Source organism: Isoptericola sp. NPDC057653 (assembly GCF_042799955.1).
GTDB lineage: Bacteria > Actinomycetota > Actinomycetes > Actinomycetales > Cellulomonadaceae > Isoptericola.
This window is the reverse complement of the sequence record NZ_JBHVHP010000002.1, coordinates 357611-371916: the sequence shown is the minus strand read 5'-3', so window position 1 is coordinate 371916 and position 14306 is coordinate 357611. Positions and strand designations below refer to the sequence as shown.

General features: G+C 75.6%; 14 protein-coding genes. 5 read left to right on the top strand and 9 right to left on the bottom strand.

Annotated elements, in window-relative coordinates; genetic code table 11:
• Positions 1 to 455 precede the first annotated feature (455 nt).
• A complete protein-coding gene (locus tag ACFU9A_RS12915; protein ID WP_430575685.1) occupies positions 456 to 821 on the bottom strand; it encodes a cupin domain-containing protein in 366 nt (121 codons plus the stop codon).
• A gap of 307 nt (positions 822 to 1128) precedes the next feature.
• On the opposite strand from ACFU9A_RS12915, the gene tyrS reads away from it, so the two are divergent.
• Positions 1129 to 2379, top strand: a complete 1251-nt coding sequence (gene tyrS / locus ACFU9A_RS12910) for a tyrosine--tRNA ligase (protein ID WP_430575684.1) — start codon at positions 1129 to 1131, stop codon at positions 2377 to 2379.
• On the opposite strand, the gene ACFU9A_RS12905 is transcribed toward tyrS, so the two are convergent.
• From ACFU9A_RS12905 to ACFU9A_RS12895, 3 genes are read right to left on the bottom strand one after another with little or no spacing between them, the layout of a single operon-like run.
• Positions 2354 to 2950: a hypothetical protein gene (locus ACFU9A_RS12905; RefSeq protein ID WP_430575683.1), complete on the bottom strand. Its 597-nt coding sequence runs from the start codon at positions 2948 to 2950 to the stop codon at positions 2354 to 2356. The genes tyrS and ACFU9A_RS12905 overlap by 26 nt on opposite strands.
• A 48-nt stretch (positions 2951 to 2998) precedes the next feature.
• A complete protein-coding gene (locus ACFU9A_RS12900) occupies positions 2999 to 4387 on the bottom strand; it encodes a type II toxin-antitoxin system HipA family toxin (protein ID WP_430575682.1) in 1389 nt (462 codons plus the stop codon).
• The gene (locus tag ACFU9A_RS12895) at positions 4380 to 4634 is read right to left on the bottom strand and encodes a helix-turn-helix domain-containing protein (RefSeq protein ID WP_430575681.1); all 255 of its coding nucleotides are present in this window, start codon (positions 4632 to 4634) and stop codon (positions 4380 to 4382) included. The genes ACFU9A_RS12900 and ACFU9A_RS12895 overlap by 8 nt, the downstream gene beginning before the upstream one ends.
• 311 nt (positions 4635 to 4945) lie before the next feature.
• Between ACFU9A_RS12895 and ACFU9A_RS12890 the strand changes: the two genes are divergently transcribed.
• Positions 4946 to 6796, top strand: a complete 1851-nt coding sequence (locus ACFU9A_RS12890; RefSeq protein WP_430575680.1) for a glycoside hydrolase family 3 N-terminal domain-containing protein — start codon at positions 4946 to 4948, stop codon at positions 6794 to 6796.
• 29 nt (positions 6797 to 6825) lie between these two features.
• Here ACFU9A_RS12890 and ACFU9A_RS12885 read toward each other — a convergent pair whose 3' ends face one another.
• From ACFU9A_RS12885 to ACFU9A_RS12875, 3 genes are all read right to left on the bottom strand, one after another.
• On the bottom strand, positions 6826 to 7638 hold the full coding sequence (locus ACFU9A_RS12885) for an SDR family NAD(P)-dependent oxidoreductase (protein WP_430575679.1): 813 nt from the start codon (positions 7636 to 7638) through the stop codon (positions 6826 to 6828).
• 71 nt (positions 7639 to 7709) lie between these two features.
• Positions 7710 to 8501 carry a hypothetical protein gene (locus ACFU9A_RS12880; RefSeq protein ID WP_430575678.1) on the bottom strand — a complete coding sequence of 264 codons (792 nt, stop codon included), beginning with the start codon at positions 8499 to 8501 and terminating at the stop codon, positions 7710 to 7712.
• Between the two features lie 87 nt (positions 8502 to 8588).
• Complete coding sequence (locus ACFU9A_RS12875; RefSeq protein ID WP_430575677.1) at positions 8589 to 9626, bottom strand: nitronate monooxygenase; 1038 nt, start codon at positions 9624 to 9626, stop codon at positions 8589 to 8591.
• A 117-nt stretch (positions 9627 to 9743) separates the two neighbouring features.
• Between ACFU9A_RS12875 and ACFU9A_RS12870 the strand changes: the two genes are divergently transcribed.
• The gene (locus ACFU9A_RS12870; protein WP_430575676.1) at positions 9744 to 10193 is read left to right on the top strand and encodes a pyridoxamine 5'-phosphate oxidase family protein; all 450 of its coding nucleotides are present in this window, start codon (positions 9744 to 9746) and stop codon (positions 10191 to 10193) included.
• A 39-nt stretch (positions 10194 to 10232) separates the two neighbouring features.
• On the opposite strand, the gene ACFU9A_RS12865 is transcribed toward ACFU9A_RS12870, so the two are convergent.
• Positions 10233 to 11252: an LLM class flavin-dependent oxidoreductase gene (locus ACFU9A_RS12865; RefSeq protein ID WP_430575675.1), complete on the bottom strand. Its 1020-nt coding sequence runs from the start codon at positions 11250 to 11252 to the stop codon at positions 10233 to 10235.
• Positions 11253 to 11422: 170 nt separating this feature from the next.
• Between ACFU9A_RS12865 and ACFU9A_RS12860 the strand changes: the two genes are divergently transcribed.
• Complete coding sequence (locus ACFU9A_RS12860; RefSeq protein ID WP_430575674.1) at positions 11423 to 12253, top strand: alpha/beta fold hydrolase; 831 nt, start codon at positions 11423 to 11425, stop codon at positions 12251 to 12253.
• A 16-nt stretch (positions 12254 to 12269) separates the two neighbouring features.
• Here ACFU9A_RS12860 and ACFU9A_RS12855 read toward each other — a convergent pair whose 3' ends face one another.
• The gene (locus ACFU9A_RS12855; RefSeq protein ID WP_430575673.1) at positions 12270 to 13088 is read right to left on the bottom strand and encodes a sulfite exporter TauE/SafE family protein; all 819 of its coding nucleotides are present in this window, start codon (positions 13086 to 13088) and stop codon (positions 12270 to 12272) included.
• A gap of 205 nt (positions 13089 to 13293) precedes the next feature.
• Here ACFU9A_RS12855 and ACFU9A_RS12850 point away from each other — a divergent pair, with 205 nt between their 5' ends.
• Positions 13294 to 14304 carry an ArsR/SmtB family transcription factor gene (locus tag ACFU9A_RS12850; RefSeq protein ID WP_430575672.1) on the top strand — a complete coding sequence of 337 codons (1011 nt, stop codon included), beginning with the start codon at positions 13294 to 13296 and terminating at the stop codon, positions 14302 to 14304.
• Positions 14305 to 14306 lie beyond the last annotated feature (2 nt).

The window sequence follows — 14306 nt, the reverse complement described above, 5'->3', positions numbered from 1 at the left end:
GCCGTCGTGAGCCGTCGTGAGCCGTCGTGAGCCGTCGTGAGCCGTCGTGAGCCGTCGTGAGCCGTCGTGAGCCGTCGTGAGCCGTCGTGAGCCGTCGGATCGGTCGGACGCGAGAACGTCGCAGGCCGGCGGCGCCGACGCCGTCCAGCAGCTTGTCGTCAGGACGCGGCCTGCCGCACACGCGAGTCATTCGGCACGCGCACGTGTCGTCACGGGCGCGGCTCGCCGTCCGGCCGGCTGGGCGGAGGGAACAGGTCTCGACGGTGCGACGCTCTGCCGTCGACTCAGCGCGGACCGACCCTGAGAGGGGACCGCTCTCGGGCCCGATCTCTCGCCGTAATGACATAATGTGCATTATCGGTTGTACGCCCAGGGCGACCGCTACCGGCGAGAAGGACTGTCCTGGGCCCCTGCCGGGCCCCTGATCGACACCCGCTCGCCGCGGCGGGAACGCGTCAGTCGAGCTCGCGCAGCTCGGACGTCATCTCCCCGCCGGCGTCGCCGGTGTTCACCGTTCCCTGCGGCTCGAACAGCAGCGCGTGCGTCTCCTCGTCGGCCCGCGGGCGGTGCTCGACGCCGCGCGGCACGACGAACACGTCCTGCGGCCCCAGGACGACGTCCCGGTCCCGCAGCTGGATGGTCAACCGTCCGCTGATCACGACGAAGAGCTCGTCGGTGTCAGGATGCGAGTGCCACACGAACTCGCCCTGGAGCTTGACGACCTTGACGTCGTAGTCGTTCACGGACGCGAGCCGGTGCGGCTGCCAGGGCTCCGCGATGCTCGACAACGCGGCGGAGATGTTGCGGACGTCGTCACTCACGTCCTCGACGATACGGCGTCGGCTCCTCCATCGGTCGGTGCGGCAGGACCTCGGTCCGGACCGGGGCCCTGCTCCCCCGGTATTTCCCTGGGAGGCGTCCGACGGCTCGGGTACCGTCCTGGCCATGGCGTTCCGTGACGCGTATCCCGACGGCTCTGGTGCGAGCCGTCGTCGCGCGCTTCCCTGATCGCCGACTCCCCCGCCCCAGAGCCACCCAGGTGAGGACCGTCCGGTCCTCACCTTTCGTGTCGTCACGACGGGCGGGTGCCACGGGGAGCTCTTCGCTCGTCCTGCCGAGGAGAGCTCCATGTCACCGTCACCCGCCACCACCCCCGACGAGGTCCTGGCCCACCTGGGTCGGACGACGGACCAGGTCTTCGGGCGCGACGACCTGAGGTCCCGGCTGGGGTCCGGCCGCCCGCTGCGCATCAAGTTCGGGGTCGACTGCACGGCGCCGGACCTGCACCTCGGGCACGCCGTGAACCTCTGGATGATGCGCTACCTGCAGGACCTGGGCCACGTCGTCGTCTTCCTGCTCGGCGACACCACGACCCGGATCGGCGACCCGACCGGGCGCAGCGCCACGCGCCCCGTGCTCATGCCCGCCGAGATCGACGCCAACGCGCGGGCGTTCCTGGACCAGGCGACCCTCGTGCTGCGCGACGACCCGGAGGTGCTCGAGGTGCGGCGCAACTCCGAGTGGTACGACCGGATGGCGATCACGGACCTGCTGGGCGAGCTCAGCCTGGTCACGCTGCACCAGCTGATGGCGCGGGACATGTTCCAGAAGCGGGTCCGCGACGGCCGCGAGGTCGCCGTGCACGAGCTCGTCTACCCGGTGCTGCAGGGCTTCGACAGCGTCGCGCTGGAGTCCGACCTCACGATCGTCGGCTCCGACCAGCTGTTCAACGAGGCGATGGGGCGAGAGCTCCAGGCCAGGCACGGGCAGCTCCCCCAGACGGTCGTCACCAGCACGATCACGCCGGGGCTCGACGGCGGGCCCAAGCAGTCGAAGTCGCTCGGCAACTACGTGGGCCTCGCGCACGACCCCGCGGAGAAGCTGGGCCGGCTGATGACGCTCGACGACGACCTGATCGGCACGTGGGCCACGGTCTACACGGACCTCCCGCAGGAGGTCGTCGCCGACCTCGCCGCGCGTGGTGCCGCGGGCGGCCCGGGCGCCCGGGACGCGAAGCTCGACCTGGCGGAGTCCGTCGTGGCCCGCTACCACGGCGCGTCGGCGGCCGCCGACGCCCGGGCGGCGTTCCTGGACGTGTTCTCCCGGCGGCACGTCCCGGGCTCGATGCCCGACGCGTCCGTGGCGCTCCCCCGGCCGACGGTCGCCGAGCTGGTCAGCGCGGCGCGCCCCGAGCTCACCGGGTCCGCCGTGCGCCGCCTGGTCTCCCAGGGCGGCGTCCGCATCAACGGGGCCCCGCACCGTGATCCTCAGGCGCGTCCGGAGGTGGCGACCGGCGACGTCCTGCAGACCGGCAGGCGCCGCTGGTTCCGCCTGCGCCTCGCCGGCGGGGACGTCACCTCGCGCCGGCCTTCTCGGTGAGCACGCCCAGCAGGTGGGCGAACCCGCGGGCGTCGTCGATGGCGCGATGGGTGTGCTCGACGTCCCCGAGCCAGCCCTCGGGCAGGCCGGAGGACGCGGGCAGCTCGGCCATCGGGAGCCCGAGGACGGCCGCGGCGTACGAGCGCAGGCACAGGGCGGGGCCCGTGAACAGGACGTCCGCCTCGTAGGGGCCCTGGCACAGTCCGTACGGGGTGAACCGGCGCAGGTAGTAGTCGATCCAGGTCCCGTCGAAGGCCAGCGGAGCGGCGGCGAGCACGCGCCGGGGGCCGAGCGCCCTGGCCCAGGAGGTGAACTCCGCCATGACCCCGGGGATCGGGCGCGCGCCCTCGGTCGCGGCCGCCCAGACCGATGCCGGCTGGGTGCGGAACCAGGCCAGCGTGTCCGGGTTCGGCGCGGCGCCGGGCAGCGGCTCGAGCACCGCCTCGAACTCGTCCACGACGGTCCCGTCCGCCCGCGCCGCCACCGACGCGAAGGAGCGCAGGGAGTTGGCGCCGGGGTGCGGGCCGTCGGTCTCGATGTCCGTGACGAGGTAGATCCAGTCGTCGGTCATGCCGGGAGCGTAGGGGCGCCTCCCCCGGCGCCGTCGACGGGTCCAGGGTCAGCGGCCGGGGTGGGACCGCCAGTGCCCGGCCACGGCGCGGCCGGCGCGCTCGTGGGGCGGCACCCAGGTGGCGGAGGCGGGGCCGGCGGCCTCTCCCCCGCGCCGCGCGCCGCCGAGCGCGCGCACGACGTCGGCCGAGCGGGCCGCGGCGCGGTCCACGAACTGCGCCGCGACGCCGTCGGCGACGAGGTCGCGCTCTCCCTCCGCGGCGTCGCGCACGGCGTCCGGCCAGGCGTCGGCGTACGCGGCGGCGGTGTCCAGAAGCCAGCCCGCGTCGACGCCGAGCTCGCCCGCGGCGCGCTCGACGTTGCGGGCGCCGAGCGCACGCAGCCGGTACTCGCCGCCGAGCTTCATCGCGAGCCGCGCCTTGTAGCGGACCTCCTCGGCGGGCCACAGCAGCGCGGCGCTCACGAGGTCGTACAGCGGCGCCAGCACGGTGCGCGCCCCCACGTGCAGCAGCGCCAGGTTCTTGGCGTGGGCGTCGGTGCCGGCGACCACCCAGTTCAGGACGACGGAGCGTGCCAGGTCGTCGCGGGAGCGGGCGAGGTCGCGCCGGTCCACGGCACGCGCGACGACGGAGGCGACGTCCCGCACGCCCGGGCCGCCGTCGGACTCGTACTTGGCCGAGCGCCAGAGGCCGAGGGCCTGGCACATGTCCTCCTGGTGCAGCCTCCGCGCCTCCCCGTCCGGGGCGGGCACGCGGTCGAACCGCTCGACCACGACGGCGCCCTGGTCCTCGAACCATGCGGTCTCGACGCCCGCGACGGCCAGCCCGAGCGATCGTGCCGCGCGCATGGTGACGAGCTCGGCCGCGGCCGAGTCGGCGACACCGTCGATGCCGATCTTGAAGATGTGGGTGCTGGCGGCACGTCCGGTGGGCTGGTGCCAGGTGCCGTCGGCGGCGCGGGCCAGCGCGAACTTGCCCTGCTGCCCGCCGAGGGAGAACCGGCCGCCGTGCCGTTCGAACGCCCAGGAGCTGTCGTCGGCGCGCAGCTCGCGCAGGTGGGCGGCGACCTCCGCCTCGCCCAGGGGCCGCGAGCCGGCGCCGTCGTGCGGCTCCTCGCCCTCGGGCACCACCTGGACGGCCCCGGCGCAGTCGGCGCCCATGTGGCGCAGCAGGGCGAACGCCGTCGCGCGCCGCTCGTCGAACTGCGCGGCCCAGCGGGCGCGGACCGTGTCGCTGTCCGGAAGGAGGTTGTCGATCCACGGCATGGCGACGTCGGGGCCGTGCTCGGTGACGTGCCGGGGCATGCTCACGGACAGCGACGGCGCCGAGCGCAGCCCCTGGTAGGCCGCCCTGTACGCGAAGGTGACGTCGCCGCCGCGGCCGCGGCGGAGCGTGCCCGCGTGGGCGCCGTCGAGCCAGACGTCGAGGCGGTCAGCCACGCGCCCGCCCCAGGACGGTCTCGAGCGCGTCGTCCGGCTCGTCGGGGACGACGTCGACGACGAGGTCCACGGCGCGCAGCGCGTCCAGCACCAGGTCGAGCCGGGCCGTGGGCGCCCCCGCCTCGGCCGCGATGACCCACTGGCGGGACACGTCGACGGCGGCCGCGAGCTCGGCCTGCGTCATCCCCTTGTCCTTGCGGGCGCGGCGCAGCAACGAGCCGAGCTGCTCGGCGTCGGCGACGATCATGGGTCCCCTCCCCTGCCCTGCCCTGCCCTGCCCTGGCGACGAATGTCAGCGGCGGACGACATCTGGTGCGATGTCAACGCTAAGTAACATGAGGTCGGATGTCAACGATCGGTGACATCGACGCCGGCGCGGCCTGCTCGTCGCCGTTGCCGGGGCCGCCCTCACGTGAAACTTCCTTTCACGGCGGGCGGGAGTCGGCGGCAAGTCTTGACGCGCCCCGGGGACGGTCCTAACTTCAGCACAGGCGCACCCGGACAACGACGTCCCACGGTCCCGCACCGTCGCGCGCCCGTCCGACACAGGAGGACCTCGTGAAGGATCAAGGAACCAGGCGCCTCGTGCGCTCGACGGCGGTGCTGGCGGGCGCGGGCCTGCTGCTCGCCGCCGTATCCCCCGCCCAGGCGGAGACCACCGCCCCGACCAGCACCACGACCCGTACCCCGGCCGCGTCGACCTCGAGCGTCGACGTCGCCGCGATGGTCGACGCGATGACGCTCGACCAGAAGATCGGCCAGATGACGTGGACCCACGTCTACGGCTCGTCCGCGAACGACACGTCCATGGCGGCCAGCAACCAGGCCCGCTACGGGGTGAGCACCCCCGCCGAGGTGGTCCAGAAGTACGACCTCGGCGGCGTGCTCTACTTCGCCTGGTCGGGCAACACCGCCAACCCGCAGCAGGTCAACGGGCTGTCGAACGGCCTGCAGGACGCGGCGCTCGCGGACGGCGGGCCCGGCATCCCGCTGGCCGTCACCATCGACCAGGAGGGCGGCCTCGTCGCCCGCGTGGGCTCGCCCGCCACCGAGCTGCCGGGCAACATGGCGCTCGGCGCCACCTTCGACACCGGTCTGGCCCGCGCGCAGGGCGACATCCTCGGGTCCGAGCTGAAGGCGATGGGCATCAACGTCGACTTCGCCCCGGTGCTCGACCTCAACACCAACCCCGACAACCCCGTGATCGGCGTCCGGTCCATGGGCTCGGACGCGAAGACCGTGAGCCGGCTCGGGGTGGCGCAGATCCGCGGCATCCAGCAGCACGTCTCGGCGACCGCGAAGCACTTCCCCGGGCACGGCGACACCGAGACGGACTCGCACTACGGCCTGCCGGAGGTCACGTACGACCGGGCGACGCTGAACCAGCACCTGAAGCCGTTCCAGGCCGCGATCGACGCGGGCATCGACATGATCATGACGGCGCACATCGTCGTCGACGCCATCGACCCCGACCTGCCGGGCACGCTCTCCCCGAAGGTCCTCACCGGCCTGCTGCGCGACGAGATGGGCTTCGACGGCATCATCACCACCGACGCCCTCGACATGGAGGCCATGACGGACAACTGGACGCAGGAGGAGATGTCGGTCAAGGCCATCCAGGCCGGGTCCGACATCCTGCTCAACTCCCCCGACGTCGACGCCTCCATCGCGGGCGTGAAGCAGGCGGTGGCCGACGGCACGATCACCGAGGCGCGGCTCGACGAGTCCGTCACGCGGATCCTGACGTGGAAGGCGAAGCGGGGCATCCTCGAGCACCCGTACGCCGACCCGGCCGGGGTGGGCACGGTGGTCGGCTCCGAGCGGCACCTGCGCACGGCGGCGAAGATCGCGGACCGGTCGATGACCCTGGTGCGCAACGACCGGCGCACGCTCCCCCTCGACGTACGCCGCGACGACGTCCTCGTGGTCGGCGCCGGGTCGGCCTGGCCGGAGCGGCTGGCGCCGATGCTCGCCGAGCGCGGGTTCGACGTGACCACCGAGCTGGAGAACGGCAGCTCCCCCTCGGCCGCCTACCGGGAGCGCGCCGTCGCCGCGACCGCCGACGTCGACGCGGTCGTCTTCACGTCGAACAACGCGAGCGGCAACCCGGCGCAGCAGGCGATGGTGGCCGCCCTCGCCGCGACGGGCAAGCCCGTGGTCGTGGTGGCGGCACGCAACCCGTACGACGTCAACGTGTTCCCCGGGGCCGACGCGGTCCTGAACAGCTACGGCTACGGCGTCGTGAACTACGCGGCGGTGGTGCGCGCGCTGGCGGGCGACATCAACACCAAGGGGCGGCTGCCCGTGGCCGTCCCGAAGGCGGACGGCAGCGGCACGATGCTCCCGGTCGGGTACGGCGAGCACTACTCCGGGCGGCCGTGGTGGTCGCACGGGAAGCACCGGCGCTGAGACGGCGCAGGCGGCGCGCCGCCCCGGCGTCACCTCGCGGTGGCGTCGGGGCGGTCGTGCGTCCGCTGGTCGAGCCGCTCGAAGGCGCGCAGGGGCCCGGCGAGGATGCCGCCGTCGACCGGGAGGGTGACACCGGTGATCCAGGCGGCGTCGTCGGAGGCCAGGAAGGCGATGGCGGCGGCCACGTCCGCGGGCTCGCCGACGCGGCCGAGCGGGTAGAGGGGGGTGAGCCGGTCCGGGCCGCCCTGGGAGGCCCACACCCGGGTCCGGACGGTGCCGGGCGCGACGACGTTGATCCGCACGCCCCGGGGCCCGAGGCGGACCGCGAGGTTCTGCGCCAGGGAGATCAGGCCGGCCTTCGCCGCGGAGTAGTCCTCGCCGCCGAACGCCTGCAGCCCGTTGACGGACCCGACCAGCACGATCGCCCCTCCGCGGGGCAGGTGCGGCACCGCGGCCCGGACGCAGCGGACGGGCCCGGCGAGGTTGAGGTCGAGGCCGGCGGCCCAGGTGGCGTCGTCCATGCCGTCGACGAGCGAGGGGTGCGCGGTGTCCCCGCCCGCGACGCCGACGAGCACGTCGAGCCGCCCCTGCCGCTCCAGCACGGCGTCGACGGCCGCGTCCACGGAGGCGCGGTCCCGGACGTCGCACGGGACGGCGGTGGCGGCGGCCTGCCCCGGCCCGGTGGGCGGGAGGTCGTCGAGGGCGCGCCGGGCGGCGTCGTGGTCGAGGTCGGCGACGACGAGGGTGGCGCCCTCGTCGTGCAGGCGGCGCACGGTAGCGGCGCCGATGCCGTGCGCGCCGCCGGTGACGAGCACCACGCGTCCTTCGAAGCGTCGGGTCACGGTCTCCTCCTCGTCGGGTCCTGTCGTGCGGTGTCGTGCCCGCCGGGTGCCGGGTGCCGGGTGCCGGGGCGTCAGAGCGTGAGGCGGTAGTACCTCTCCTCGCCGTACCGCTCGAAGCCCGCCTTGCGCAGGATGCGCGCGGAGGTGCTGACACGCCCCTTGACGAGCGCGAGGGTGGCGCCGGCGGCGTAGGCGATGCGCAGCCGCTCGACGAGGACGGCGCGGTAGGCGCCGCGCCCGCGGCGGTCGGGCAGGGTGCCCGCGCCCCAGAGGCGGGCGACGGTGCCGAGGCCGGGGTACGGGGCGGGCGCGAGGGTGAGCCCGGCGGAGGCGACGGGAGCGTCGTCGAGGTACGCGACGACGCGCGCCTCGGCGCTGTGCTCGGCGAGGAGCGCGCGGGCGTTCTCGGCGAGGCGCTCGTCGTCCATGGGCTGCTGGTCCCACACGACGGTCTCGACGTGGTCGGCGTCGCGCAGCCCGTCGACGTCGGTGACCCGCCGGACGACGACCCGCTCGGCGGAGTCGTGGGGAGGCTCGTCGAGGGTGCGGGCGAGCACGTCCACGGTGTCCTCGAGACGGGCGCCGCGCGCGAGCAGCTCCCCGGTGAGGTCGGGGGCGCTGCTGGCCGACACCCACACCCCGAGGGTGTCGCTCCGCCAGGCGCGCGCCTGCTCGACGGCCCCGCGCAGCACGTCGCCCGGCGTGCGCTGCGAGGAGAGCCCCGTCAGCACGACCCGGCCGTGCGCCCAGGCGGGCCACCGCGTCAGCGTGACGTCGGTGGTGAGGCACTCGGCGTCCGGCGGCACCCACGACCAGTCGGCGGCGGCACGCAGCACGGTGGGCGGGTCCCAGACGTCGGTCATGACGGCAACCTAGCGAACGGTGCCAGGCCGCGGGCGGTGCCGCGCGGCGCGGGTCGGCGCGGGTCGGCACGGTCACGGCGGGCGTCCTCAGAGACCGGCGGCGAGGGCGCGCACGACGTCCCCGGCGGGCCCGGCGGGCGCCGCGCGATGGCCGGTGCCGGCCCACAGGTGGAGGCGGTCCGCGTCGCCGGTCGCGGCCGCCCGGCGACGCAGCTCGCGCGTGAGGTGGTGCACCTGCGGGTACCCGAGCGGGGCGTCCTCGTCGTGCCGGCGGACGAAGCCGTTGCGCAGCGCGCGGGCGGGGCGTCCGGTGAAGGCGCGGGTGACGGTCGTCGCGTCGAACCGGGGGTCGACGAGCGCGGCCCGGTGCGTGGCCGACGCCCCCGACTCGTCCGTGCGCAGCAGCAGGGTGCCCACGGCGACCGCCTGCGCCCCCGCCGCCAGCAGGTGGGCGACGGCGCGGGGGCCGTCCACTCCCCCGGCCGCGACCAGGGGCAGCCGGGTGCGGGCGGCCACCGCCGCGACGACGTCGGCCGTGGCGCCGTCGCCCACCGTCCGGGCGGGGTCCCACGTGCCGCTGTGGCCGCCCGCCGCGGGTCCCTGGACGACCAGGCCGTCCGCGCCGAGCTCCTGCGCGGCGACGGCCTCCTGCGGCGTCGTGACCGTCACCAGGACGAGGGACCCGGCCGCGCGCAGGGCGGCGACGTCGGCCGCGGGCGGCGGACCGAACGTGCACGACACGACGGGCACCGGGTCGCGCCGCAGCAGGTCGACCTTGGCGGCCCAGGCGTCGTCGTCGGCCGCGGGCACGGCACCGGGGTCGAGGGTCACGCCCAGCGCCGCGGCCTCGGGCGCGATCCGGCGGGCGTAGGCCGCGAGCGCCGTGGGGTCGAGGGTGGGGGTGCCGGGGGGTGCGGGGACGAAGAGGTTGACGCCGAAGGGGCGGCCGTGGGCGTGGGCGGCGCGGACCTGCGCGGCGAGGGCGTCGGGGGCCTGGTAGCCCCCGGCGAGGAACGCGAGGGCGCCGGCGTCGGTGGTGGCGGCCAGGAGGTCGAGGGTGGTGCCGCCGCCGGCCATGGGGGCGGCGACGAGGGGCAGGTCGGTGTCGGGGAGGCGGGTGGCCATGGACGGCATGCTGCCACCGTGCCGTCGTAGGGTCCGGGCATGACGCGGACGGACGACGCCGGTTCCTCGGGCCCTGTGCCTCCCGCGGAGGCGCCTGCCTCGGCGGGGACTCCCCTGGTGGGTCCCTCCCCTGCGCGGCTGACGCTCGGGCGGCTGGTCTCGCACGTGCGGGAGGTGGGCGACGGTGTGGTCTCGTCGCTGGGGTCGGACGGTTCCCCGCAGGGGGCGTACCTGCCGGTGGCGGTCACGGATGCCGGCGAGCTGGTGTTCGACGCCCGGGTGGGGTCGCGCAAGGTGGCCAACCTGGGGCGGGACGCGCGGGTGGCGGTGGTCGTGGGCGGCGCGGGCGGGACGACGCTGCAGGCGCAGGGGGTGGCGGACGTGCCGTCGGGGCTGGACCGGGACCGGTGCGCGGCCGCGTACGCGACGGCGTTCCCGCAGTTCGCGGGGTCGTTGGAGGATCCCGGGATCGTGGTGCTGCGGGTGCGGGTGGAGTGGGCGCGGTGGGGTGACTACCGGGTGTCCCCGCCGGTGCTGGAGGAGTCGTCGGGCGGCGTGCGTGCCTGAGGGTCCGAGTCTGCCGGGCGAGCCGCCGGTGGCGGCGGGTCAGCGCCAGCCGAGGGCGGGTGCGACGTGCTGCACGACGTTCTCGATGACGTGCGCGTTGTACTCGACGCCGAGCTGGTTGGGCACGGTGAGCAGCAGGGTGTCGGCGGCGGCGACGGCCTCGTCCTCGGCGAGGTCGGCCACGATGGCGTCGATCTCTCCGGCGTAGGTCTTGCCGAACCGCGAGCGCACGCCCTCGAGGAGGCCGACCTGGTCGCTGCTGGCGGTCTCCATGCCGAAGTAGGCGCGGTCGCGGTCGTCGGTGAGGGGGAAGATGCTGCGCGAGACGGAGACGCGGGGCTCGTGCTGGTGCCCGGCGGCGGTCCAGGCGTCGCGGTAGCGCTGGATCTGCTCGGCCTGGAGCTGGTGGAACGGCACGCCGGTGTCCTCGGACAGCAGGGTGGAGCTCATGAGGTTCATGCCCTGCGCGGCGGTCCACTCGGCGGTGGCGCGGGTGCCGGCGCCCCACCAGATGCGCCTCCGCAGTCCTTCGGAGTACGGCTCGACGCGCAGCAGCCCGGGCGGGTTGGGGAACATGGGGCGAGGGTGGGGCTCGGCGAAGCCTTCGCCGTCGAGCACCTCGAGGAACCGGGCGGTGTGCCGGCGGGCCATGTCGGCGTCGCTCTCCCCCGGGTGCGGCTCGTGGCCGAAGTGGCGGAACCCGTCGATGACCTGCTCGGGTGACCCGCGGCTGATGCCGAGCTGCAGGCGCCCGCCGGAGACGAGGTCGGCGGCGCCGGCGTCCTCCGCCATGTACAGGGGGTTCTCGTAGCGCATGTCGATGACGGCGGTGCCGATCTCGATGCGGCTGGTGCGCGCGCCGACGGCGGCGAGCAGCGGGAACGGGGACGCGAGCTGGCGGGCGAAGTGGTGCACGCGGAAGTAGGCGCCGTCCGCGCCGAGCTCCTCCGCCGCGACGGCGAGGTCGATCGACTGCAGGAGGGCGTCGGACGCCGAGCGGGTGGCGGACTGCGGGTGCGGTGTCCAGTGGCCGAAGGAGAGGAATCCGAGGTGTTTCACGGGGGCGTCAACCTCCTGGGCGTCGGGGGGCTTCCCGGTCTGCCTCCCGATCCTCGCCGCGGGGGGACGTGCTCGCCCGGGGGGGCGCCGCGCGGGCGTCGAGGGAGGGGCCCGGGCGGGCGCGGGAATTGGTGGTGCCGGGGTGCCGCTCGCCCGCCTAGCCTGGGCGCATGACCCTCGTTCACGACGTCGCCGGTGACCCCGGCGCGCCCGCCGTCCTGCTGGTGCACGCCGGTGTGGCCGATCGCCGCATGTGGGACGCCGTCGTCCCCGCCCTCGCCCGCACGTTCCGCGTGATCCGCCCCGACCTGCGCGGCTTCGGCGACTCGCCGCTGCCGGTGGGCGACGGCCCGACGGCGGACGGCGAGCCGGACCTGCGATACACGAACGCCGGCGACCTGGCCGCGCTGCTCGACGAGCTCGGCGTCGCGGACGCGGCCGTCGTCGGCTCGTCCTTCGGCGGCAAGGTCGCGCTCGAGCTGACCACCGCCCACCCCGGGCGGGTGCGCGAGCTGGTGCTGCTGTGCCCGGCGGCGCCCGGCGTCCCGGACACGGAGACGTCGGACGCGTTCGACGCGGAGGAGGCGCGCCTGCTCGGCGCCGGCGACGTGGAGGGGGCCGTGCGGCTCAACGTGACGACGTGGCTCGGGCCGGACGCCGACGACGCCGCCCGGGAGGCGCTCGCGGCCATGCAGCGGCGGGCGTTCGAGGTGCAGCTCGCGGCGGACGCGGCCGCGAGCGCCGCGGGGGCGCCGGCGCCCGGCCCGGACGGCGTGGAGGTCGACCTGGTGGGGATCCACGTGCCGACGTTCGTCGTGGAGGGCGCGCACGACATGGACCTGCTGCGCGCGTGCGCCCGGCGGGTGGCGGACGAGGTGCCGGGGGCGGAGCTGTCGGTGCTGGACTGGGCGGGGCACCTGCCCGTCCTGGAGCGCCCGGACGCGGTGCAGGCGCTGCTGCTGGACGTGCTGCGCGACGACCCGACGGTGCACGCCCCCTGACGGGCGGTACGGGCGGTCAGGCGGCGAGCCACTGGTCGTGCACGATCGTGATGACGAGGGCGACGACGACCAGCAGGAGCACGGCCCGCACGAACCCGGCACCGCGGGCGAGGGCCGTGCGGGCGCCGACGATGCCGCCCGCCACGTTGGCCACGGCCATCCCCGCGCCCAGGAGCCACAGGACGTGCCCGAGGACGCCGAACAGGGCGAGGGCGCCCAGGTCGCTGCCGATGCTGACGACCTTCGCCATCGCGGACCCGCGCAGGAAGTCGGTGCCGAGCGCGGTGACGAACAGGGCGACGAGCAGCACCCCGGTGCCGGACCCGACGACCCCGCTGTAGAAGCCGACGGCCGCCGCACCGACGGCGAGCACGAGGGTGGGGCGCCAGGCGGGTCCTGGACGGCAGGCGGGGCGGGTGGTGCCGGAGGGCGTGGCGGCCGTCGTCGTCCGGTCCCCGGGCCGGGCGACGACGGCCCACACGCCGACACCGACGAGCGTGACGGCCACGACGAGCACGATGGTCTCCCGTGGCAGGTGGGAGGCGGTGACGGCGCCGGCGAGGGCGGTGGGCAGCCCCAGGGCGGCCGCGGCGAGCGCCCGCCGCCGGTCGAGGCCCACGCGGGTGGCGTACGTGACGGCGGCCCCCGAGGTCCCGGTGATGGCGACGAGCTTGTTGGTGCCGAGGACGGTGGCCACGGGCACCGTCGGCAGCACCAGCATGAGGGCGGGGACCTGCACGAGCCCGCCCCCGCCGACCACGGCGTCGAGCCATCCGGCCGCGAACGCGACGACGACGAGCAGGCAGACGGCGGCGGGGTCGACGTCCAGGCCCATGGGTGCTCCTCGGTGCGTGCTCGCGGTGGTGGGATCGCCGGTGCAGCGGGATCGCCGTGGGCGTGCCGCCGCCGTGCACGGAGTGCGGAGGGTGGCCCGCCGGCGGTCGAGACACCCGGGGCCGACATTCGACGAGGGTGCAAGGTCGGGTGGCCGGTGACGGGGGCGACTAGCGTGGGACGGCGGAGACCAGGGCGGTGGCGGCATGCTCACGATCGACCTCACGGCGGAGGACCTGACGCGCCTGCGCGTGGCGGCCCGACCGGACCCGATGTGGGACGTGGTGCTGAGCCTGCACCTGCTGCAGAACCGGCAGGCGGCGCTGGCGTTCGACCCGTGGCGGCGCCAGGTGCGGGCGCGGGTCGTGGAGGCCGGCCTCACGCGGACCGTCGCGGCCCTGGCGCGGCTGGCACCGTGGGCGTCCTACTTCCCCGACTTCCTCACGCCGACGCCGGTGGACCTGGGCAGGGGGTCGGCGACGCCGGTGGAGGTGGCGGTGGACCGGGTGGCGAGCACGCCGCGCCCGCGCCTGGCGCGCGAGCTGGCGGTGACGTTCCCGGCGGGCGCGCCGGCGTGGGTGCGCAGGATCGCCCGCGGGGAGGCGGAGGCGATGCGCTGGCTCGCCGGGGCGTTGCGCCGCTATCACGACGTGGCGGTGGCCCCCTACGCGACGGCGACGGGCGCGGCCGTCGCGGCGGACCAGGAAGCCCGCGCCGGCGCCCTGCGCGGGGGCGGCGTGCAGGGGCTGATGGGCAGCTTCGACCCGCTGCTGCGGCGGGTGGACGACGGCACCTGGGCCGGGCGGTACCCCGTGACGCGGGCCCTGCCGCTGCGGGGGCGTCCCCTGACGGTGATCCCGTCGATGTTCTGCGTGCTGGCCCCCGTGGCGCTCGCGGACGAGTCGTTGGAGCCGACGCTGGTGTTCCCGGTGGAGCCGTTGCCGGGCTGGCTGACGCGCGCCGAGCGACCCGACGGGCAGCGGCCACCGGTCGCGCACCTCATCGGCCCGACCCGCGCCCGGGTGCTGGAGGTGCTGGACGTGGCCCGGACCACCACCGGCCTCGCCCGGGTGCTGGGCCTGACGCCCGCGACGGCGAGCCGGCACGCGACCGTGCTGCGCGAGGCGGGGCTGGTCGCCTCCGAGCGGCAGGGCAACCGGGTGCTGCACACACGCACCCGGCTCGGGGACGCGCTGCTCGCCGGACACCTCGGCTGACG